We start from the raw sequence: 20,049 nt of genomic DNA, 5'->3' as shown, positions 1-20,049 counted from the left end.
AAGGCTGTTCGACGTCATCAGGCCCGGATTTCGCCCGCCCCCGGGCCAATTCCGTCCGACTTCCCACGGTCAGCGCCCGACTCGGAGTCGGCTCCGGTGGTACGTGAGGTAGCGCGCGAACGCCGCCTGCCCGTCCGGAATGAAGCGCCACCGCCGTACGGCCTCCCGGAGGTTCGCCTGCGTCATCCACGCGTGCCAGGCGGCCTCTCCCGGGTCCGGCGTCACCTCGCCCGTGATCACGGCCTCGTGCACGCCGAGCCAGTACGGACTGATCGCCGCCCGGCACCGGAACTCGACCACCGTATGCAAGCGGGGGGTCAGGGCCTGTTCCGCGGCAGCCGCGGGACAGGCCCTGACCCCGGTCGGGCTCAGCGCTTGAGCAGGAAGGTGAAGTCGGTGGAGCGTTTGCCGCTCAGCCGCACAGCCGAGACGAGTACGCCCTCCGCGATCAGGCTCTCGACCCCGGCCCGTGACAGGCCGAGCCCTTCCGTGATCAGCCGCACCGGCCGGACCGGAATCCGTACCGCGAAGCGGACCGAGACATCCATCATCTCGTGGTCCAACCGACCCGGACCGCCCGTGTCGAGACGCCAGGCTCCGTCCCAGTCGAGGGCGATGCGGTTACGGCGCCGCAGGACCGGATCGTGCAGCATCTCGGCTGCCAGAACGGGGTCGTTGTCGTGCATCCGCTCCAGCAGACCAGGCCTTACGGAACGGACGTTGACGCGCTCCAGGACCGTGATCCTCGTGGTGTCCCCGCAGTCGCAACAGAGCGCGAGGAGCCAGGCGTCAATCAGCTTGTGGTGGGCGTTGACACGGAACTTGCCGCTTGTCCGGAAGCGTCCGGAAGCGCACCTGTGGCAACGGCGGAGAACGATGGGCAGGCAGGTGGGTGCGACCACCCAGTGGGTGAGCAAAGAAGTACACCGGTTTCCGTGAGGAAGTCCGCAGCAGGAAGCAGCACGGCGCGCAGTGCGCGACGCGCGACGAATCAGCGCCAGGGAGTTCTCACACGGTGTACAAGGGCTCTTCCTCGGCTCGACGACTTGGTCCGACCGCACGGTAGTGACGCGCCACCGGACCGCGCCACCGGATTTCCCACGTCTCACCCAGCGGCTGCCGCCACCGCCACCGGGCCAACTCGGCCCACATGTAATCCGTTTGCCGTGGGCGCGGGGAGCCGGATAAGAAGCCCCCATGCTAAAGGGCAGCAAGATCGGCCTCAGGGCCCGGCACGAGAGCGACATCCCTACTCTGCGGACCGAGCTCTACGACGACGTGGTCGGCTCGGCGCGGGCCGAGGCCGGGCCGTGGCGTCCGGTATCACCCGATGCGAAGGACCCGCGGCTGGCCGTGGACGACTCGGCGCCGGGCAGCGTCGGGTTCTCCGTCGTGGAGCTGGAAGGAGGCTCCCTCGTCGGCACCGCGGCGCTGTGGGGCATCGACAACCACCACCGGTCCGCGCACATCGGACTCGGTCTGCTGCCGGTGGCACGCGGCAAGGGCTACGGCACGGACGTGGTCGCGACGCTCTGCCACTACGGTTTCGTCGTCCGCGGCCTGCAGCGGCTGCAGATCGAAACCCTGGCGGACAACCACGCCATGCTGCGCGCCGCCGAAAGCAACGGCTTCCTCCGTGAGGGCGTCCTGCGCTGTTCGGCGTGGGTGCTGGGCGAGTTCCTGGACGAGGTACTCCTCGGACTCCTCGCGCGGGACTGGAAGCCGAACTCGCAGGGCTGAGGACCGGAACTCACGCGTCGTCCGGCCGGTGACTCACGGCGGCGGCGTCCAGTGGCCCCATGGGCCGTCTGCGCGAGACGCGCAGTCGCCCTCGGCGGTCCGCTTGCCCTCAGGAAAGTCGGGTTGCCGGCCGGCAACCCCACTCCGATCCCGTGCCTACGGCCTCACTGCCCGGTCGGGGTGGTGTCCGCAGCGCCGCTGGGCCGGGGGACGACACCCGGCAGCGGGGCGAGAATCCACTTCTCGTTCTCGCGGGAAAGGACTTCGGTCACGTCCACGGGTGTGGCCCGAGGCTCTCTGCTGCCGCGAAACCTTACATTCCACACACCCTCGAACTCCGAAGTCTTCGTCCATTTCACTTTCCATCCCTGCCCACCGAACTTGGCGATGCGCACTTTCGCATCTTTCACCGCGCTGGGGTGGGCGGAGAGGTGCTCGGCCAGACCGGACTCGTCCGACGCGTTGAGCAGACTGACGTATGTCGCGAGGAAGGTGTCCGCCTCGTGAGGTGCAGCAGGATCCGGCTTGCCGCCCGCGCAGGAAGTGGTCAGCAGGATTGCCAGGGCTACGGCTGCCGACCACCTCACGCCACGCCTGTCGGACCTCTCAGGTACGGAAGGCGTAGTAGATGGCTCGGGGGTTCGACGCGACAATGCTGGCCACCGACTTCCGGTACGTTTCCTTCGAGTGGTACGTGAGGTAGGGAACTCCCCTGGAACTCCGGTAGGTCGTGATCATGGAATGGTCCTTGGAGCCGTTGTTGCTGAAGTCCATCTGAAGGATGTCCCCGAGCCCCATCTGGTACACATTCGAGAGGTTGTAGGTGCGTTTGCTGTGCAGGGCGAACGAAGCCCAGTAGTTGACGTTCACCCACGACCGCGTCTGATTGAGGGAGTTGTACCACCAGTTGCGGTAGTCGGTGTAGAGCCCGGTGTCGTGTGCCCAGCCTCCGGCCTTCAGTGCCTGGCTGATGAAGTTGGTGCAGTCGCCGCCCACGTCATTGAACCGCCGGTAGGACGGGTTGTAGTTCTTCCAGTACCGCTCGGCGTACTTCGCCATCTCGGTGTAGTTGTACGAGGCGGCGAGGGTGCTCTTCTCGTCGTAGGCCGGGGTGGCAGGCTCCTTCGTGCCGGCCTCCTCGCCTTCCTTCGGGAGGACTCCTCCGGGGTCGGCTGCGGTGTCCGGTTGGTTGACCGCGTTGGGACCTTCGTCGAGCGGCTTCATCGCAGTGAGCTCCCAGCCGCCCCCCGGAGCGGCCGAGAAGGTCACCTCGTGGCGGGACTGGAAGGCCGTATTGGGGGGCTCGTCCCCGTGAATCTGTTTGTAGGTGAGCTCCGTCGTTTCGTTGATGACGGCCACGACTTGGTTGCCGTCGCCGGTCGTCGATTCCACGTCGACCTGCGTAGTGGCCTTCGTGTACGCCTCACGCGCCCCGGCGAGTGTGAGGCGCCGAGCCGTGAGTTCGGCGTCGATCTCTGTCTCTTCGTGCGCCCTCATGACCGACAGCCTTACCTGGCCTGCGATCGGGAGGGGCGCCGAGCTGGGTGTCGCGCCCTCGACGAGGTTTGCCGTCCGGTGCTCCAGGACGGCCTGCGCGACCGACCTGAACACCTCATCGCTCGGCAGGGCCCTTTCGCCGGCGACCGCCGAAGCACCCGGAGCCAAAGCAGCCGCAAGCACCAGAACCAGTGACGTACCTAAAACGGATTTCGCTCTACCGGTTTTCAAAGTTCCCCCCGTTGTCGAACCGCCCCCCCATTGGCGGGCACTTCGCATAATGGCCGCTTCTCAAGAACAACTCAAGCAGCCAAAGGGAACGGAAGAGAAAGGCCAGAAAGGGTGTCCGGAAACAAGCGGTCAACAATGGGAAGATGACCATCCAGGTCTACCTGATCTGCAAGAAAGTCGGCTTCCTCGCCCAGTCGGTCAATTTCGGTCTTCCGTCCGAGACGGCAGTCCTGACGGTGGGAGGGCGATGTGCTCAACCGGTGGCCTGTCGGGTGTCCAGGGAGCGAGCGAAGTCGGCGAGCGTGTCGAAGTCGTCCTCGCGCAGCCCGATACGCGGGTTGACGTGGTGGAGGAGCCCGGGACCCGGGTGGTGGGCGGCCACGTACACGTCGTCGAGGCCACTCTGCTCGTCGTCCACCCAGGCGAAGGGACGTCCGCCCGCGTAGTCCACCAGGGGCCCGGTCTTCCAGTGGACCCCGTCGGGGCGTTCCTGGAACAGGGCGTCACCGAACTCGACGAAGGGGAGTTCGGGCAGACCGAGCACCGGGGCGATCCACCGGTTGGCGTCAGCCATCCACGTGGTGGCCCAGCACAGTTCGTAGTTGAGCCGGAGCAGGGACCGCCCGTGTTCGGGGTTGAGCCAGACCCGCAGGGGGCGGCGCCGGACCGGGAATCCTGCGTGTCCGCCGGCGCTGCCGCCGTCGGTCCGGGGCACTCGCAGCGTGGTGTAACCGTCGGGACGTCGCTCCGGCTGGGCCGCGTAGGGGTTCAGTGGCCCGTCCACATCGAGGAACAGCAGCGGTCGGCTCACGAACTCCCCTTTGTTCGGCATCAATTGTGTGCCAAGGCGTCGTCCGAGGTGCGAAGCAGGTGCACGTACTCAGCGAAAGAGGTGTCCGCTTCACGTGATGTCCCAGCGTCCGGCTCTTCATTCGAGCTGGAAGCGGCACGCAGGCCTACCCGGGCTCGGCCGCCGACCACCTCACGCGCCGCCGGGCGGCAGCTTGGTGAGCACCAGGGTCGGCGGCCCGTCCGGATCGGGGTGCAACTCCACCTCCGGCCGCCCCCGCGGGGAGAGCTGGATACCTCCGACTGTTGTCACCCGCTCATCCACGTAGAGCTGGATGTTCGCGTACTTGCTGAAGTTGTCGTCCTTGGTGAACAGGTTGATGTAGTCGTCGGAGGCCTCCGCGGCATGGAACTTCCACTGCCCACTGAAATCGAGCGGCTCGGCACCACCACCGTCCTCCCCGTGGGCTTCGTCGGGCGAGATGTCAGTGGCGGTGAACGTCCCGTCGGGATCGAGCACGATCTCGCCCCCGGTTTCGTCATTGCGGTACACACCGGGCAGGCTGTCCGCGTCGGGCGGGGTCACTGTGCACCCTGACGTGAGGGCCGCAGAGGCAGTCAGGACCGCGACGAGCCACCGACCACGTATCCCCTTGATCAACATCGTCCCAGCGTAGCGGCGCGCGAACAGCCGTGAGGTCGGACCTCCTTACGCCCGCGCACCTGCCGTGGGGTGACGCATACACCCGCTCGACGCCGACCACCCGTACCGCCCGTCCCGCTCCGGACGCCCACAGGTGCGGCCGTATGAACCTCCGAGTGGCCTTCGCGGCTGATCGCTCAGGTCCTGACGGACCGGTGCCCGCCCTCAGAGGAGGTGGTCGGCCTTGCCGGCCTTGATGTCGCGGATGAGGTTGCGGAGGGCCTCGTGGGTGTCGGTCAGGGGGGTGTCCTCCTGGCCGAGTACGGCGATGTAGCCGTTGCCGGAGGTGTCGGTGCCGAGCCGGAAGCAGCTGGCTCCCTCCCCGCAGTACGGCTCTTCCCACACGATGTCCGGCACGGCTTGTCTCCTCACAGCTGGCGGGCAATGTCGCGGATGAAGTCCCGCGACCTGTCGGGTGGCAGGGCGATCCCCTCCATCCAGTCCAGGTGTGCACGGTACTTCGCGAGCTGGGCCTCGCCATAGAGGAATTCGGGACCGTGAGTGCTGTCTATCTGTACGGTGTCGAGCTGCGGCACCGGTCCCTCCGCGTAGTTCACGGTCTGCCCTGCACCGGGAAAGGCCCCGGCCTCGAACGGGATCACCAGCAGGGTGATGTTGTCCCGTTCCGACACTGCCAAGAGGTGCTCAAGTTGTGCCCTGGCCACCCGCCGCCCACCGAACTGCATGCGCAGCGCGGCCTCGTGGACGATGCCGAAGTACGGGGTGGGGTCGCTTCCACGGAGAACCTGCTGCCGCTCCACCCGGTACGCCAGCCGCAACGCGACCTCCTGCTCGGGCAGCTGCGGGACCACCACGCGAAAGACTGCCATGGCGTGGTCGGCGGTCTGGAGGAGGCCCGGGATGTGCACGGAGTGTGCCGAACGAATGCGGCGCGCGTGGGCTTCCAGCTCCGCGATGTCGAGCAAGGCCGATGAAAGTGACCCCCGATAGCGGTCCCACCACTGTTTCGGTCGGGGCCCGGCCATCTCGACCAGCGCCTCGATGTAGGCCTTGTCGCCGCAGTCGCAATTGCACGCGAGGGTGCGCACACGCTCCTCGCTGATCGCACGGATGCCCTGCTCGATGTTGGACACCTTCGAACGGTCGACGCCCAGCAGCCCGGCGGCCTCTTCGGCAGATACTCCGGCCGCGAGGCGCATCTTGCGCACTTCGCCGCCAAGTCGCTTCTGTCGTTCGGTCGGTGAGGTCCTGGCAACCACGGCGCTCCTTCTCTCTCGAGTTGCTACGCAGTCTGCCTCGTCGGGGCAGTCGCAACCACGTACGAGTGCCAAATTCCCGAGATCGGGTGGTCAATTGACCCCCAACGACTCTACATTCAGTAACGCACCGCTTACGCAGCTGAGCTGGAAGTGCATCGCGCGAGCCTGCCCGCACGCTCCTTTCCCTGGGAGGGGCCGGGCTCGCGTCAGGGAGACAGGCCACTGCTCACCGGCGTGCCAGCAGATCCTCTGAACAAGGGAGTTCAGCGATGTTGACCGCGATCCTCTGCCCCACCGGCGTCCCGGCCAGAACCACCTTCGAGGAACGGGACGGACTCGCCCTCAGCCTCACCGTGCCCGGCCAGCCCCGCAGCGCCGGCATCGTACGGGCGGCCATCAGCGGCGCCCTGCACGCCCACCACCTCGACCGTTACGGGCCGATCACCACACTCGCTGCCACCGAACTCATCTCCGTGTCATCGGCCTTGACCTGCGCGGGCGACGCCTACGTATCGCTGCGGCACCGGGACGACACCCTGCGCCTCATCGTCTGGGACCAGCATCCCCCGCACGCCGAACCCGACGCCGCGTCCCTCTGCTTCGTACGACGCCGTAGGGCGCTGTGGCTCCTGGACGAGGCAGTGGAGGACTGGGGTGGGGAGTGGGGCGTCGGGGATGCGCTGCCGCCGCACAGGGGGGTGAAGTCCTGGGTGACGTTGCCGCGCTGAGGGGCTGAGTACGCGGTGTGCCCCGGCTCGGGCAAGGAGCCGGGGCACGGTCGGTGGGGCGCGTCAGGCGCCGGGGGTGGTGTTCGCGCTGGGGGCCTCGCCGCGCGGGAAGGTGACTTCGACGCGGCGGTTCTTCTTGCGGCCCTCTTCGCTGGCGTTGTCGGCGATCGGGTAGTCCTCGCTGTAGCCGCGGACCTCGAACGTGACGTTGGAGCCGAGTGTCTTGGTCAGCTCCACGTGCACCATGTCGGCGCGCTTCTTGGACAGTGCCTTGCCGTGCTCGTAGGAGCCGAGGTTGTCCGTGAACCCGAAGACACGGACGGTGGTCGCCTTGTTCGTCAGGGCCTCCTGCGCGATGGCCTTGATACGGGCGGCCGCATCGGGCTGGAGCTTGGCGCTGTCCTTGGGGAAGAGGACTTCGGCCTGGAGGGCGAACTTGACGTCGGAGTTGGTGTCTTCGCGGCGTTCCTCGCCGCCGAGGTCTTCGACTACGGACTTGATGTCGACGACTTTGGCGGCGGCGAGTGTTCCGCCGTCGCTGATCTTAAGGTTGGGCGAGTTGGCGTCGACTTTGGGCGGCTCCTGCGTGGTGGTGCCACCAGGGGGAGCGCTCGGGGCCCCTGGCGGCGGCGTGGGGGCCGCCTGGGCCTGGGAGGTGAGTCCCAGCGCTAGCGCAGAAGCAGCGAAGATTGCGATGACCGGGACGGCCGGGCGACTTCGAGAGTGAGTCAGGGACACCGGCCCGTCACCCCTCAGAGATTTCGATAGTAGCGGGGGGCATTTCTGCGATCTGGAAGTCAACCTTCGTAGAAGTCGCAGGCGGAGCGGGGAATTGAGCATAGAACGTCTTCTCTTCACCAGAGTTAAATCCGCCCGAGAACTTCGTGCACAGGCAACGCCCCGTCGTGTCTCGGAGAATCAGATATTTCTTCTTCCCCGCCTTGTCGACCAGAGTGGCGCCAGCCATGGACGCCGAGTTCCCACTCAGCTCCTTCTCATCACCTCGCCAGTCTGCTGGGTTCCAGATGTCTCCCCCGTTTCGCACCTTGCCGGTGACCGTTACAAATCCTCCAGCATCGCGGACCGCCGAATTGATGATGAGTGTGACGTTCTTCCCACCCTTCACCTCTGCTAGCACAGTTTCCGCCGCAGGGGCCTGAGGAGTAGTCTCCTTCTGCTTCGCATCAGGTTGCTTGTTCGGGGCCGAAGGGGACGAAGCTGTCGGGCTCTGCTTCTCACCCACCGGATCCCCACCGCATCCGGCCACCGCCAGGACCAAACCAGTCGTGATCGCCACAGCGGTCATTGCCCTTCGGGCCTTCATGGCGTGCCGCATGCTCATCAACAGCTCTTCCTTTGCTTGTCGTTCGCTCGCTACTTGACCAGGTGGACGGAAAAAAGATCATTTGGCTTGGGCAGAAGGCCCGGAAGTTCGACTACCTTCTTGGGGTCGATCGCCCAAATCTTGCCGTCCTTGCAGTGGACGAATACCAGCTTGGTCGGATCGCTTTCCGGGCCGATGAAGCAGCGGGGCTCGATCACCGCCGTGGCTTCCGCCTTGGCCTTCTTGTCCGTACCGGGAACAACTGACTGCCCCGAGGTGAATCGCGTCTCGACCTGCACCCAACGCGCGGGGAACCCCTTCAAGAGCGTCATGTTGGGGCCAGCGATGACATCCGAGTCATTCTGGTTGGCGAGAGCTGTCGCCCCGGCCGCGCCGTTGGTCACGGGGCCCTCTCCGGTCAGCCAGACCACCCACATCGCGGGATTGACGATGTCGCGGATGAAGTTGTCGGTCAGCTCGTCCCGGGACTCCTGCGCAGCGGCCAGGGCTGCTGCATCCGCAGCAGACTGGCCGCCACTGCGAGCAGCGGCGGCCTGGGCAAAGGCGAAGAGCGCGAACGCGACAAAGAGCAGGAGCCCCACCAACATGATGTAGATGGGGAATGCCTGCCCTCGGTCACACTGCGAGCTTTTGACTGTCAGCCACCGCCGGTGATCTGGGTCACCGCAGTCTGGATTGCCGTCGAGATCGTGGTGTCCAGGTTCAATCCCTTCACCGCCACCACGATCAACGCGATGATCACCACCAGACCCGCGTACTCCACCACGCTCGCGCCCTGGTCCCCGCGTTCGCGCATCTTGCGGACGATCGTGTTGCTCCACGTATTGATCGCCATGTACGCCTTCGTCATGCGGTGCTCCTCCGGGTCCGTACGGCTCCTGGTCGGTAGTGCCACCCGCGTCTCCGTCCGCCTCCCGGCCGGCCCCGCTTGCGACATCCGCAACGTAAGCCCGGCCGGGGGTCCCGGCGGAGGGTCCCTGGGCCCAATGCGGGGCCCAAAGGCGGAGTTGGGTGCGGACGCTTCGCATTCCTGTTGTCGTGCCGGTCGTGTGGTCAGCCACGGCCGATCACCCCTCCCCCGTTGAGGCCATGGAGCCCGTTGTCGTGCTGTGCCGGCCTGGTGCCGATCCACATCGCTATCGCTTCGCTCCTGCTCGCACTGTGCAGCTTTGCGAAGATGCGGTTGATGTGGTTCTTGACCGTTTTCTCGCTGATGAAGCAGGTGGCGGCGATTTGCTGGTTGCTCATGCCTGCCGCTATGAGGTCCATGACCTCCACCTCCCTCGAACTCAGTCCGAACTGCTGCCGGTTGGCCGTACGCTGCTCATGCCTCGCCGGATAATGTGCCACAGCTGGTTGCGACTGCGAAGTGGTTTGCCTCGATCGGTCAGAACTTGAGACAGGTGGCTCCGGATCGCGGTGCGCGTAGTCCGGTGCAGTCGTGGTGCGGGCGCCGTACGGGACGGCCGTCGCGTAGGCCGTGCCCAGGCACTCCGGCAGCGGGCGTACCGCTTCCGGGCCGTGGGCCCCGGCCCGTACGTGGGCCAGCAGGGCGTCCTGGGCCGAGGTGGTGAAGTAGGCGCGTCCGGCGTTCAAGTCGCGGACAGCGGACACGAGTTGTTCGGAGGTGAACTCTCCGTGCACCAGGTAGCCGCCCGCACCCAGGCGCAGTGCTTCCCGCACGATCTCGCTCTCGCTGCTGTACGTCAGCATCATCACCGGGGCCACTTTTGCCAGGTGCGGAAGTGCCGAGATGCCGTCCACGCCCGGCATGCGGACGTCCAGGAGGACCACGTCGGGGCGGCAGCGTTCGGCGGCGGCCAGGGCCGCTCGGCCGTCGGCTGCCTCGGCGACCACGTCGATGTCCTCCCGGGAGCTCAGGAGGGCGGTGAGGCCGGCGCGGACTACGGGGTTGTCGTCGGCGATGACGAGGCGTAGGGCAGGTGGGGGGTTGGTTGGGGTGCTGGGGGCTGCCGCCGCCGGAGGGGGGACGGGAGTTCCTTGCGGGGTGTGGTGGGGGTGTTCTTGGCTTGCTTCCGGCATTTTGCGGCCTCCTCTCGGGGAGGGGTTGGGTGAGAGCGGGTGTCAGGGGCGGGGGGTTCCAGTGGTGGGGCGAGCGGGGCCGGGGCTGGGCGTGGGTGCGTTGTTCGGCTCCGCCGGGGGGCCGCCCCCTTGCCCGCCCTTCCCCAAGCTCTCGGCTTCGCTCGAGCAGGGGAGACCCCACTCGCCCCCGGGGGGCGGCCCCGCCGCCCAAGCGGGCAGGGGGGTGGGGTCCGGCGGCCCCGCCGCCCAAGCGGGCTGGGGGGTGGGGTCCGGCGGCCCCGGCGCCCAAGAGGGCGAAGGGTTGAGGGCGGCTAGGGGGAGGTCTAGGCGGACTTCGGTGCCGGATTTGGTGTGGCCTCGGCCTATGCGGATGCGGGCTCCGATGGCGGCTGCGCGTTCCACCATTCCGACCAGGCCGAAATGGCCCGCTCGGCGGAGGTCTTCCAGGTTCAGACCAGGGGGGAGGCCCTTGCCGTCGTCCAGGATGCTCAGGCGCAGCATCCCTTTCTGTACGCCCAGCTCGATCGTCACCCGGTGCGCTCCGGCATGGCGGTGGCTGTTCTCCAGGGCTTCGGTCGCGATGGTGATCAGCGGGCGGGCCACCGCGTGCGGGAGGGGTGGTGTGGGGACCTCCCCCGCTGGGTCGGCGGGGAGGAGGTCGGTCGGAACGCCCGTGCGGGTGGTGAAGTCTCGTACCCGCGCTTCAAGTTCCGCCGTGACGTCTACGCCGCCTCCCTCGTAGTCCGCCTTGCGGCGCAGGTCCGACAGGATTTCGCGGGATTCCGCGGCCGCCCTGCGGGCCGAGCGGGCCACCACGCCCGCCTGGTGCTTCACCGTGAGCGGGTCCATGCGGTCCGCCGACTCGGCGAGGCTGTCGGCGGCCAGGGCCACTCCGTGCAGCGTCTTGGCCACCGAGTCGTGCATCTCGCGGGCCAGGCGGGCCCGCTCCTCCTCCACCGCGTCCGCCACCGCGAGCCGTGCCTTGACCTCCGAAAGGGCTTGGGTGGCCGCGCCGAAGCGGAACATCAGGTTGCGCAACGTCACTCCGACCACTCCGGCCGCCACGCAGAAGCCGCTGATGAGGACGGTTCCGGCGGGGCCGGCGAGGCGTGCCTCCCAGGCCCCGTACGCCCCCGCCAGGATCAAAATCTGTACGGCGGCGAAGATGCCTGCGCCGCGCCATCCGTACAGCAGGCCCGCCAGCAGCGGTGTGCACACCGTCGCGTAGCCGAGTGACGAGTCCGGGGAGGCCGTCAGGAGCAGCACCGAGCCGAAGAGGAGGTCGACGGCCATCAGGGAGCGGTACCTGATGAGGAGGGGGGCGAAGGTTTCCCAGTCGCGCAGCATGGCGTACGAACCGACGACGGTGGCGGTGACCGCACCGCCCACCAGCCAGGAGCCGAGGGGGCCCTGGGCCCGGCTGAGGGCCAGGGGGGCGCCGATGGCGATCATGACGAGGCGGAAGGCGAAGACTTGGCGGCAGAGTGCTTGGAGGGCGTTGATCTGGATGGGGAGGCTGGGGGGTGGGACGTCCTCTGCGAGGGCGGAGGCGAGGGGGGTCGTGTGGTCGTCGTCGGTGCCCAGGGCGGGCGGGGGCCAGGGCTCTGCGAGGGTGGGGGCGGGACCTCCGGGGGTGGGGGCGGTGCGCTGGCTGGGCGGGGCACAGGGTTCGGCTCCGCCGGGGGGCCGCCCCCTTGCCCGCCCGTTCCGCCCCCGGGGGGCGGCCCCGCCGCCCAAGCGGGCTGGGTATTGAGAATGGGGCATCGGGGTCAGCCGCCGAAGAGGGAGCCGAAGTCGGCGCCGGAGCCCAGGAACATGTTGGCCACGATCAGGAGCAGCGTGGCCGGGACCATGAAGGCGAGCGTGACCACCGTGGTCTTGGGGATGGCCTTGGCGGCGCGGCGCCGGGAGTTCTGGGCGTCGGTGCGGCGCATGTCGTTGGCGATCTGGATCAGGGTGTCGGCGATGGGCGCGCCCAGCTCCTCACCCTGCTGGAGTGCCGTGACGAACTGGGAGACCTGCTCCGACTCGTTGCGCCTGCGGAGTTCCTCGAAGGCCAGGCGGCGGCTGACTCCCATGTCCATCTGGCGCAGCGTGATGCGCAGTTCGTCGGCCCACGGGCCCTCGTACTTCTCGGCGACCCGGTCGAGTGCCTGGCGGAAGCCGAGTCCCGCGCTGACCACGACCGCGAGGACGTCGAGGAAGTCGGGCAGGGTGCGCTCGATGGTCTCCTTGCGGGCCCGGATGGCCTGCCAGATCAGCGCGTCGGCGGCGAACCAGCCGTACGCCAGGCAGAACACGGCGAAGAGGGTGAAGTCGCTGACGAAGCAGAGGAGCGCGGTGAGGCCGCCGAACATGCCGTACACCGCGCGCCTCGCCGCGTAGCGGTCCAGGGTGAGGCCGCCCGGGTTTCCCGCCATGTCGATCTTGCGGCGCTTCTTGTCGACCCGTACCGGACCCATCGCGGACAGTACGGCCGGGGCGAACCGCATGCCGATGCGGTCGATCGCCGAGTCCGTACGCGAGACCCGTGTGGAGCCGACCTCCAGCGCCACCGCGAGGTCGCCCGGGACCTTGGCCTCCGCCCGGTACATCTTGATCCCGTAGGCGATGCCGGCGACGCTCAGGCCGACGACGAGCGCGAGCAGCAGGCCGATCAGGCCCTTGTCGAGTGCTGGCATGTCTTCTCCCCCGCCCCTCAGACGTCGATCTTGCCGAGGCGGCGCATGGCGACGAAGCCGAGCGCGTACAGGCCCACCGAGACCGCGACGACGATCTGGCCGACGGGATTGCCGGTCATCTTCTCCATGGAGCCGGGGGTCATCGAGTTGAGCATGATCATGGCGCCCAGGCCGAGCAGCGGAACCGTGTACGCGGTGGCGTTGACCTCGGAGAGCATCGTGCGGACCTCGCGGCGGGTCTCCTTGCGCTCCTCCAGGGTCTCGGTGAGGTTGCGCAGCGAGCCGACGACGGTGCCGCCCGCCTTGTTGGACAGGACCAGGGTGGTGACGAGGACGACCAGCTCGCGGGAGGGGAGGCGTTCGGCGAGTTCACCGAGGGCGTCGTCGATGGAGCGGCCGACCGCCAACTGGGCCGCGACGGTGCCCAGTTCCTCGCCCGCCGGGGCCTCCAGTTCCTCGGCCGCCATGCCGAGTGCGGTACGCAGGGCCAGGCCTGCGGCCGTCGCGTTGGCGAGGATGCGGGAGAGGTCGGGGAGCTGGTTGATGAACGCCTCGATGCGCTTCTGGCGCTGCCAGTTGAGGAAGGTACTGGCCGCCCACACGGCGACCAGGGCGGCGATCGGGCCGAAGAACGGGGCCAGGACCGAGGAGGCGATCAGCCAGAGTCCCGCCGCGCCTGCCACCACGTACACGAAGAACTCGCCCGGTGTGACGTCCAGGCCGGTGGCGGCAAGCCTGAGCTGGATCTTCTTGCCGAGGGTGGTCTTGCGCAGCCGCCGGTCGATGCCGCGGAAGTGGCGTTGGCGTCCGGTCTCTGGGCCCGTGGTGAGGGCGAGGCGGTTCTCCAGGGCGGCGCGCTGGGCGCGGCCGTTGGTGTACGTGTGGACGCCGATGGTGGCGAGCACGCAGCAGAGCAGCGTGGCGCCGACCGCGAGCAGCGCGGGATTGCTCAGGCCGGTGAAGGCGGCGGCGAGTTCCGCGGGTGGTGGTGACGGTGGTGACGCTGTGGTGTGGGTGACCATGGCCGGTACCTACTGGGCCTCTCGCACGTAGAGGGAATCTTGCAGGGGGTCGTTGGCGACGCCGAAGGCGGGCGGGATCGGCTCGCCCGCGAGATAGAGGCGTTCCGCGATACGGCGGGGCAGCGGCAGGTGCTCGAACTGGCCGTGCACCAGCCGGTCCGGGCTCACCGGCTGGGCGTGGAAGCGGGAGACCGAGGCGATCTGGAACTGTTCGCGGCCGTGTGAGACGAGGATGACGATCTCGGTGATCTTGCGGGAGCCGTCGGCCATGCGGCTGAGCTGGACGATCACGTCGATGGCACTGTTGATCTGGTCCTTGAGCGCCTCGAAGGGAATCTCCACTTCCGACATGGAGCCAAGGGTCTGGAGGCGCATCAGGGCGTCCTCGGCGCTGTTGGAGTGGACGGTGGCGAGGGAGCCGTCGTGGCCGGTCGACATGGCCTGGAGCATGTCGAGCGTCTCGCCGCCGCGGACCTCACCGACGATGATGCGGTCGGGGCGCATGCGGAGGGAGTTGCGGACCAGGTCGCGGATGGTGATCTGGCCCTTGCCCTCTACGTTGGCGGGCCTGGTCTCCAGGCGGATGACGTGGGCCTGCTGGAGCTGGAGCTCGGCGGCGTCCTCGACGGTGATGATGCGCTCGTGGTCGGGGATGAGGCCGGAGAGGGCGTTGAGGAGGGTGGTTTTGCCGGAGCCGGTGCCGCCCGAGACGATGAGGTTGAACCGGGCCCGCACGAAGGCGCTCAGCAGCATGAGCATCTGGTGGTCGAGGGTGCCCAGCGCTATCAGCTCGTCGAGGCGGTAGGCCTTCGGGAAGCGGCGGATGGTGAGGGTGGCGCCGGTGAGGGACAGCGGCGGGATGATGACGTTGACGCGCTCGCCGGAGGGGAGGCGGGCGTCGACCATCGGATTCGACTCGTCCACGCGGCGGTTGACCGTCGAGACGATGCGCTCGATGGTCTGCATCAGCTGCTCGTTGGACGCGAAGCGCATGGGGAGCTGCTCCACGCGGCCGGCCCGCTCGACGAAGATCGCGTCGGGGCCGTTGACCATGATTTCGGTGATGGAGGCGTCTTCGAGGAGGGGTTCGAGGACGCCGAGGCCGAGGGCCTCGTCGACCACCCTGCGGATGAGCTGGGAGCGCTCGGAGGTGGAGAGGACCGGGCCTTCGCGGCTGATGATGTGGCCGAGTACGCGTTCCAGGCGGGCTCGGCGCTCGGCGGCGGCCAGGGAGGACATTTCGGCCAGGTCGATCTCTTCCAGGAGCTTGGCCCGGTAGGTGGCCACCAGGTGGCCGTCCTCGCGGCCGCCGGGGGATTCCTCGGGGGCGGTGAGGCGTTGCCGCAGGCTCATGGGTGGGCTCCCTGTGGTGGTTCGTTCTGTACGGCCGTACGGGGTGGGGTGGGGTTTGGTCTGGGGCTGGGGGCGTCGGGGTGGGGCGGGGTGCGGTGTTCGGCTCCGCCGGGGGCCGCCCCCTTGCCCACCCGTTCCGCCCCCGGGGGCGGCCCCGGTGCCCAAGGGGGCGGGGGGGTAGGAAGGGGCGGGTCCGGTGGCCGAGGGGGTGGGAAGGGGCGGCTCCGGTGGTCAGGGGGCGGGGGTGATCGAGGCGGGGGAATTACGGGGGTCAGGGGGTGTCGTCGGAGGGCATGGAGGCGGATCTGGTGATGGTGGTGACCGTGAAGGCGGGGATGACGGCAGGGACCGAGAGCGTGGCGGTGGCCTTCACGATGTCGCCGCCGGTGCAGTCGATCTGCGTACGGCCGGCCACCCAACCGCTCATCGCCGCCAGGCCCGCCGCCTCGCACTGGCCCTCGGTGGCTTCCTGCGATTCGACCCTCGCGGCCGCCCGCGCCCCCGAGCTCGCCTGGCTGGCCGCGTAACCGATGATGCCGAGCTGGATGGCGGCCATCGCGACCAGGAGCAGGAGCGGGAGGAAGCCCGCGAACTCCAGGGCCGCCACACCCTTGTCCCCGTCGCGGCCCCGCATGAGGCGGGTGCGTAACTGCCAATTGCCGGGCATCAGTTGCCGCCTTCCAGTGCCGCGCCGGCCTCGCCGTCGGTGTCCCAGCCGAAGTTGCCCGCACCGGGGAAGAGGATGGGGGTGGTGAGGGTCACGCGGGCCTTGTAGACGTTGCCCTCCGGGTTGCAGGTCACGTTGCTGACCTGCCAGGCGCCGGGCAGCCGTTTCTGTACCGCTTCCTGGCACTCCGGCGCGCCGCTGCCGCCCGCTCCGTACGCCGCCGTGCCCGCGCGGGCGCCCTCGTCGGCCGCGTTGCCCGCCAGGGAGAACGTGTAGCCCCAGACCGCCGCCTGCCACATGATCACCATCACCAGGAGGATCAGCGGGAACATGCCCGCGAACTCCGCCGTGACCGCGCCCCGGTCGCCGTGGGCGCCCTTGGTGCGGTCCTTGCGCGGACGCAGGCCGATGGAGCCGCGGTCGCCGCCGCGCAGCCTGCCGCCCCTGCCGCCGGTGGCCGCCTCCGTCGTCTTCACGATCCCCAGCTCCCCCGCGAGGGCCCAGAGTGCCTGTTTGACCGTGCTGCGGCTGTCCAGGTCCTGGAGGCGGCCCGCGTCGGCCGCCGACTGGAGTTCCTTGTAGTGCGAGGGGACGGCGCTGCGGGCGACCTTGGTGCCGGTGATCCTCTCGACCAGGGGCGGCTGGATCTCCGAGTTGCGGGTGTGGCGGTTGACCACGGTGGTGGTCTCCTCCGCCTTACGGATCTGGAGCCGGTCCCAGAGGCGGACCATGCGTTTGGCCGCCCGTACCGCGACCACGTCCGGGGTGACGACCAGCAGGGCCTGGTCGGCCATCTCGATGGCGGCGGCGTTGGCGCTGTGCATCTGGGTGCCGCAGTCGACGACCACGACCTCGTACCGGTTGCGCAGGGCGCTGACCACCTGGCGGGCCACCCGGTCGGTGACCTCCTCGCCGCGCTCCCCCTCCGCAGGGGCGAGCAGCAGGCCGAGGCCGGTGGCGTGGGTGAACAGGGCGTCCTGGAGGACCCGGGGCGAGATGTCGGAGATCCCGGCCAGGTCGACGATCGAGCGGCGGAACTGGACGTCGAGGTAGGAGGCCACGTCGCCGGACTGGAGGTCGAGGTCGACCAGGGCGACGGTACGGCCCGACGCCCTTGCCGCCAGGGCCAGCTGTACGGAGACCAGGGTGGCGCCCATGCCGCCCTTGGCGCCCGTCACGGTGACGACCGTGCCGCCGGGGCCGCTGAAGACGTCGGGGCCCGCGCCCAGGTGGCGGCGTACGCCCACCGACCAGGAGGCCGCGTTCTGCACGCGGACCGCGAGCTCCTCGTAACTCAGCGGGAGCCCGACGAGCCCGCGCGCGCCGGAGTCCATGGCGGCGGTGAACAGGTGCGGGCTCGCGTCGGCGGAGATCAGTACGACGCCGACGGCGGGGAAGCGCAGGGCCACCTCGCGGATCAGCTCCAGCGCGGGTACGGGGCCGATGCGTTCGTGGACGAGCACCACCTCGGGCAGCTCGTCCAGGGACTCCGAGGCGAGCCGGGCCAGGGTGTCCAGGAGGGCGGTCGAGTCGGTGACCGGGTTGGCGGGCTCGGCGTCGGGGAGCTGGCTGAGCAGCGTGATGACGGCGCGGGCGGCGTCCGGGTCGCCCACGGCGGGGAGGATGCGAGTCGTCATACGGGCTTCCTCGCGGGTCGGGGCGGGGCAACGGGGAGAGGGAGGGGCGAGCGGACGGGTACGACCGGTCCTCGGCGGGCCGGTATGGCCGGTCCTCGGCGGTCCGGAACGACCGGTCCTCGGCGGGTCGTTACAGCCGGTCTGCGGCGGGCCGGTACGGCCGGTCCTCGGCGGGTCGTTACGGCCGGTCTGCGGCGGGCCGGAACGAACCTGCCCCCGCTGCCGGCCTGCACCGCTTGTCCCCCGTGGCGGGCCGGCACTACTTGTCCGCCGTGAGGGTGTAGGTGCGGTCGCGGGGGGTGATGTTCGGGTCGCTGCCGTCGGCCACCCTGGCCAGCCGTACGTGCTCGGCGAACGACTCGGCGTACGCGACGCGCTGGGCATCGAGCGTGTTGAGGGCGAAGGTGATCGGGACCGCGTCCTTCACGCTGCGGGTCCGGTCGTCCGCCTTCGGCTCCAGGGCGCTGATCTTGCCGACGTCCAGCACCCGGGCACCCGCGACGATCACCCGGGACTGGTCCGCGTCCTTCTGTTCCTTGCCCTCGAAGGTCGCGTAGATGTTGACCCGCGAACCGGGGGTGATCTTTCCCGCGACACCGGTGGCCGCGTCGATCATGATGGCGATCTCCTGCTCCCCCGCCGCCAGTTCGGGCTTCTTCACCAGCATGTCCGTCTGGAGGAGCGAGCCGCCCTTGAGCTGGGTGACCGCGATCTTCCCGCGGATCTCCGAGATGTCGGTGATGGCGTTGTCCGAGAGCCAGCGCTTCGGCATCTCGATCTTCTCGAACTGGGTCTCGCTGAGGGTCTTGTACGGGGCGACATCACCCTTGAGCCGGTACGCCGTGACCTCGGGGCCGACCTTGGAATTCACGTCCCGGATCACCGAGAGCACGCCGACGAACGCGCCGATGGCGCACAGGACCGACAGGAGCAGCAGGATGATGCCGCGACGCTGGCGTGAGTTCATGGTGCGTGCTACCTCGATCAGGAACGTCGGAACAGTTCAACGGACGGTGAGCGTGGTGGTGGCCGTGGTGCGCGTGGTGCGCGTCAGGCGCCTCGTGCGCGTGGGGCGGATCGGACGCGTGGTGCGGATGGGACGCGTGGTGCGGACCGGGCAGGTGAGCCGGATGGTGCGCGTGCGGGCCGTGCGTTTTCGCATGCTCCGCGGGCGGGCGCCCGGGGTACGGGGTGCGCGCGGCGCGGGCATCAGGCCGGCCCGCGGTTGAGGGCCCGGACCGCGTGCACAGCGCCCTCGGACTGGGCCACCGGGGCGGAGCAGAATCCGCAGCGGTCCCCTATCAGCTGGATGCCGCACCAGTGGCACTGTTCGCGCCGTACCGAGGAGACCAGCTGGTAGAGCACGGAGATGTCGGGCAGGAACGCCGCGAATTCGATCATCTTGGCCGTGCCCCACCAGGCGGGCGAGGTGGCAGGCAGCTCCACCTCGTGGGCGGCCTGGACCTGCCAGCCCGGGGCCAGGGTCTCGGTGACCCACTCGGACGACAGCTGCCCCCGGGCGAAGGCAAGCTGCGTCGCGAACTCCGGTCCCGCCAGCGTCTCCTCGCCGCCCAGCTTGATCAGCTGCGGCTCCGGGTTGGCCAGTACGGCGAACTGGGCGCCCGGCATCCACGACTTGGCGTGCGACTTGAGGCTGACCGGGATGCGGTCCAGCTTGGTGACGGAGCCGAGCAGGGCGCCGGAGTACACGTAGTGGGAGAGCAGCCTGGCCGCCGAGGCGACGACGCCCGCGCTGAAGTCGCAGACGGAGAGCTGGCGCAGCTGGCGGGCCAGGACGGCGATGCCCAGCGGTGGCAGGTCCAGTTTGAGGAGGGCGACGCGGTCGGTTTCGAGGACCGAGCGGACGGCGTGCATGCGCCGCTCGTGGGCGGCGGGGAGGGAGGCAGGGTAGAGGGCGACGACATAGCCGTGCCGCTCAAGCAGGACGTTCATCGCGGCCAGCGCGTCGTCCAGGGACTGGGTGGCCGGTGGCTGGAGGACGGCGGCGGTCGGGGTCTGGTGGTCGCTGGGGGGCAGCACCAGATCGGCGCTGGTCACGGCTATCGCTGTCGGCACGTCGATGTCCCCGCTCCCCGTCGCACGCCCACTGTTGCCCGTCGTCCGTCCGTATCTCCGCTCGCGCGTGGTGCATCAGCACTTTAGCCACGTCATACGTGGTAGAGAACAGGTTCCAGAGATCCCGTACGCCACACCAACTCACACGTTTTGCGCGGGAATTGACCGCCGCAGCAGGTCGCATTCCCTCCGCTTCCGCACCGATGATCACGATGACACCACGTCGCGAATGGACTACCGCTTGTGATCATGGGTTCCGCTTGAGGTCTGCGGGAGGGGGTTTCGCGCCATACTTCGCGCCGTTCGGGCCAGTGATC

General features: G+C 68.8%; 23 protein-coding genes. 2 read left to right on the top strand and 21 right to left on the bottom strand.

What is annotated here, in order from left to right:
- Positions 1-69 precede the first annotated feature (69 nt).
- Positions 70-300, bottom strand: a complete 231-nt coding sequence (locus ACFWVV_RS13825) for a hypothetical protein (RefSeq protein ID WP_384351362.1) — start codon at positions 298-300, stop codon at positions 70-72.
- Between the two features lie 68 nt (positions 301-368).
- Positions 369-917: a DUF1062 domain-containing protein gene (locus ACFWVV_RS13820; protein WP_384351364.1), complete on the bottom strand. Its 549-nt coding sequence runs from the start codon at positions 915-917 to the stop codon at positions 369-371.
- 280 nt (positions 918-1,197) lie between these two features.
- Here ACFWVV_RS13820 and ACFWVV_RS13815 point away from each other — a divergent pair, with 280 nt between their 5' ends.
- A complete protein-coding gene (locus tag ACFWVV_RS13815) occupies positions 1,198-1,740 on the top strand; it encodes a GNAT family N-acetyltransferase (RefSeq protein ID WP_384351367.1) in 543 nt (180 codons plus the stop codon).
- Positions 1,741-1,904: 164 nt separating this feature from the next.
- Here ACFWVV_RS13815 and ACFWVV_RS13810 read toward each other — a convergent pair whose 3' ends face one another.
- From ACFWVV_RS13810 to ACFWVV_RS13785, 6 genes are all read right to left on the bottom strand, one after another.
- Positions 1,905-2,327, bottom strand: a complete 423-nt coding sequence (locus tag ACFWVV_RS13810) for a hypothetical protein (RefSeq protein WP_384351370.1) — start codon at positions 2,325-2,327, stop codon at positions 1,905-1,907.
- Between the two features lie 19 nt (positions 2,328-2,346).
- A complete protein-coding gene (locus tag ACFWVV_RS13805) occupies positions 2,347-3,237 on the bottom strand; it encodes an amidase domain-containing protein (RefSeq protein WP_384351373.1) in 891 nt (296 codons plus the stop codon).
- 484 nt (positions 3,238-3,721) lie between these two features.
- Positions 3,722-4,279 (bottom strand): hypothetical protein, encoded by a 558-nt coding sequence (locus tag ACFWVV_RS13800; RefSeq protein ID WP_384351376.1) that lies wholly within the window; start codon positions 4,277-4,279, stop codon positions 3,722-3,724.
- A gap of 171 nt (positions 4,280-4,450) precedes the next feature.
- Positions 4,451-4,843, bottom strand: a complete 393-nt coding sequence (locus tag ACFWVV_RS13795) for a hypothetical protein (protein WP_384351379.1) — start codon at positions 4,841-4,843, stop codon at positions 4,451-4,453.
- A 282-nt stretch (positions 4,844-5,125) separates the two neighbouring features.
- A complete protein-coding gene (locus ACFWVV_RS13790) occupies positions 5,126-5,317 on the bottom strand; it encodes a hypothetical protein (RefSeq protein ID WP_384351382.1) in 192 nt (63 codons plus the stop codon).
- 11 nt (positions 5,318-5,328) lie between these two features.
- Positions 5,329-6,180, bottom strand: coding sequence for a helix-turn-helix domain-containing protein (locus tag ACFWVV_RS13785; protein WP_384351385.1), 852 nt, complete (start codon positions 6,178-6,180; stop codon positions 5,329-5,331).
- A 269-nt stretch (positions 6,181-6,449) separates the two neighbouring features.
- Here ACFWVV_RS13785 and ACFWVV_RS13780 point away from each other — a divergent pair, with 269 nt between their 5' ends.
- Positions 6,450-6,908, top strand: coding sequence for an ATP-binding protein (locus ACFWVV_RS13780; protein ID WP_384351388.1), 459 nt, complete (start codon positions 6,450-6,452; stop codon positions 6,906-6,908).
- A gap of 63 nt (positions 6,909-6,971) precedes the next feature.
- Here ACFWVV_RS13780 and ACFWVV_RS13775 read toward each other — a convergent pair whose 3' ends face one another.
- From ACFWVV_RS13775 to ACFWVV_RS13715, 13 genes are all read right to left on the bottom strand, one after another.
- The gene (locus ACFWVV_RS13775) at positions 6,972-7,646 is read right to left on the bottom strand and encodes an OmpA family protein (protein ID WP_384351391.1); all 675 of its coding nucleotides are present in this window, start codon (positions 7,644-7,646) and stop codon (positions 6,972-6,974) included.
- Between the two features lie 7 nt (positions 7,647-7,653).
- The gene (locus tag ACFWVV_RS13770; protein WP_384351394.1) at positions 7,654-8,250 is read right to left on the bottom strand and encodes a hypothetical protein; all 597 of its coding nucleotides are present in this window, start codon (positions 8,248-8,250) and stop codon (positions 7,654-7,656) included.
- 32 nt (positions 8,251-8,282) lie between these two features.
- On the bottom strand, positions 8,283-8,894 hold the full coding sequence (locus ACFWVV_RS13765; RefSeq protein ID WP_384351573.1) for a pilus assembly protein TadG-related protein: 612 nt from the start codon (positions 8,892-8,894) through the stop codon (positions 8,283-8,285).
- Positions 8,891-9,148: a hypothetical protein gene (locus tag ACFWVV_RS13760; protein ID WP_384351396.1), complete on the bottom strand. Its 258-nt coding sequence runs from the start codon at positions 9,146-9,148 to the stop codon at positions 8,891-8,893. The genes ACFWVV_RS13765 and ACFWVV_RS13760 overlap by 4 nt, the downstream gene beginning before the upstream one ends.
- Before the next feature lie 158 nt (positions 9,149-9,306).
- Complete coding sequence (locus ACFWVV_RS13755) at positions 9,307-10,296, bottom strand: response regulator (protein WP_384351399.1); 990 nt, start codon at positions 10,294-10,296, stop codon at positions 9,307-9,309.
- A 42-nt stretch (positions 10,297-10,338) separates the two neighbouring features.
- On the bottom strand, positions 10,339-12,060 hold the full coding sequence (locus ACFWVV_RS13750) for a sensor histidine kinase (protein ID WP_384351402.1): 1,722 nt from the start codon (positions 12,058-12,060) through the stop codon (positions 10,339-10,341).
- Between the two features lie 5 nt (positions 12,061-12,065).
- Positions 12,066-12,977 carry a DUF5936 domain-containing protein gene (locus ACFWVV_RS13745; protein WP_384351405.1) on the bottom strand — a complete coding sequence of 304 codons (912 nt, stop codon included), beginning with the start codon at positions 12,975-12,977 and terminating at the stop codon, positions 12,066-12,068.
- Positions 12,978-12,994: 17 nt separating this feature from the next.
- Complete coding sequence (locus tag ACFWVV_RS13740) at positions 12,995-13,930, bottom strand: type II secretion system F family protein (RefSeq protein WP_384351575.1); 936 nt, start codon at positions 13,928-13,930, stop codon at positions 12,995-12,997.
- Between the two features lie 78 nt (positions 13,931-14,008).
- Entirely contained in the window at positions 14,009-15,352 is a 1,344-nt protein-coding gene (locus ACFWVV_RS13735) for a CpaF family protein (protein WP_384351408.1), read from the bottom strand.
- Between the two features lie 271 nt (positions 15,353-15,623).
- Positions 15,624-15,986 carry a TadE family protein gene (locus ACFWVV_RS13730; protein ID WP_384351411.1) on the bottom strand — a complete coding sequence of 121 codons (363 nt, stop codon included), beginning with the start codon at positions 15,984-15,986 and terminating at the stop codon, positions 15,624-15,626.
- A 32-nt stretch (positions 15,987-16,018) separates the two neighbouring features.
- On the bottom strand, positions 16,019-17,656 hold the full coding sequence (locus ACFWVV_RS13725) for an AAA family ATPase (RefSeq protein WP_384351414.1): 1,638 nt from the start codon (positions 17,654-17,656) through the stop codon (positions 16,019-16,021).
- A gap of 259 nt (positions 17,657-17,915) precedes the next feature.
- The gene (gene cpaB, locus ACFWVV_RS13720; RefSeq protein WP_384351417.1) at positions 17,916-18,623 is read right to left on the bottom strand and encodes a Flp pilus assembly protein CpaB; all 708 of its coding nucleotides are present in this window, start codon (positions 18,621-18,623) and stop codon (positions 17,916-17,918) included.
- A gap of 242 nt (positions 18,624-18,865) precedes the next feature.
- Positions 18,866-19,732 carry a hypothetical protein gene (locus ACFWVV_RS13715; protein ID WP_384351419.1) on the bottom strand — a complete coding sequence of 289 codons (867 nt, stop codon included), beginning with the start codon at positions 19,730-19,732 and terminating at the stop codon, positions 18,866-18,868.
- Positions 19,733-20,049 lie beyond the last annotated feature (317 nt).

The sequence above is a fragment of the Streptomyces sp. NPDC058663 genome (assembly GCF_042716745.1).
Classification (GTDB): Bacteria; Actinomycetota; Actinomycetes; order Streptomycetales; family Streptomycetaceae; genus Streptomyces.
This window is presented reverse-complemented; position numbering and strand designations above follow the sequence as displayed.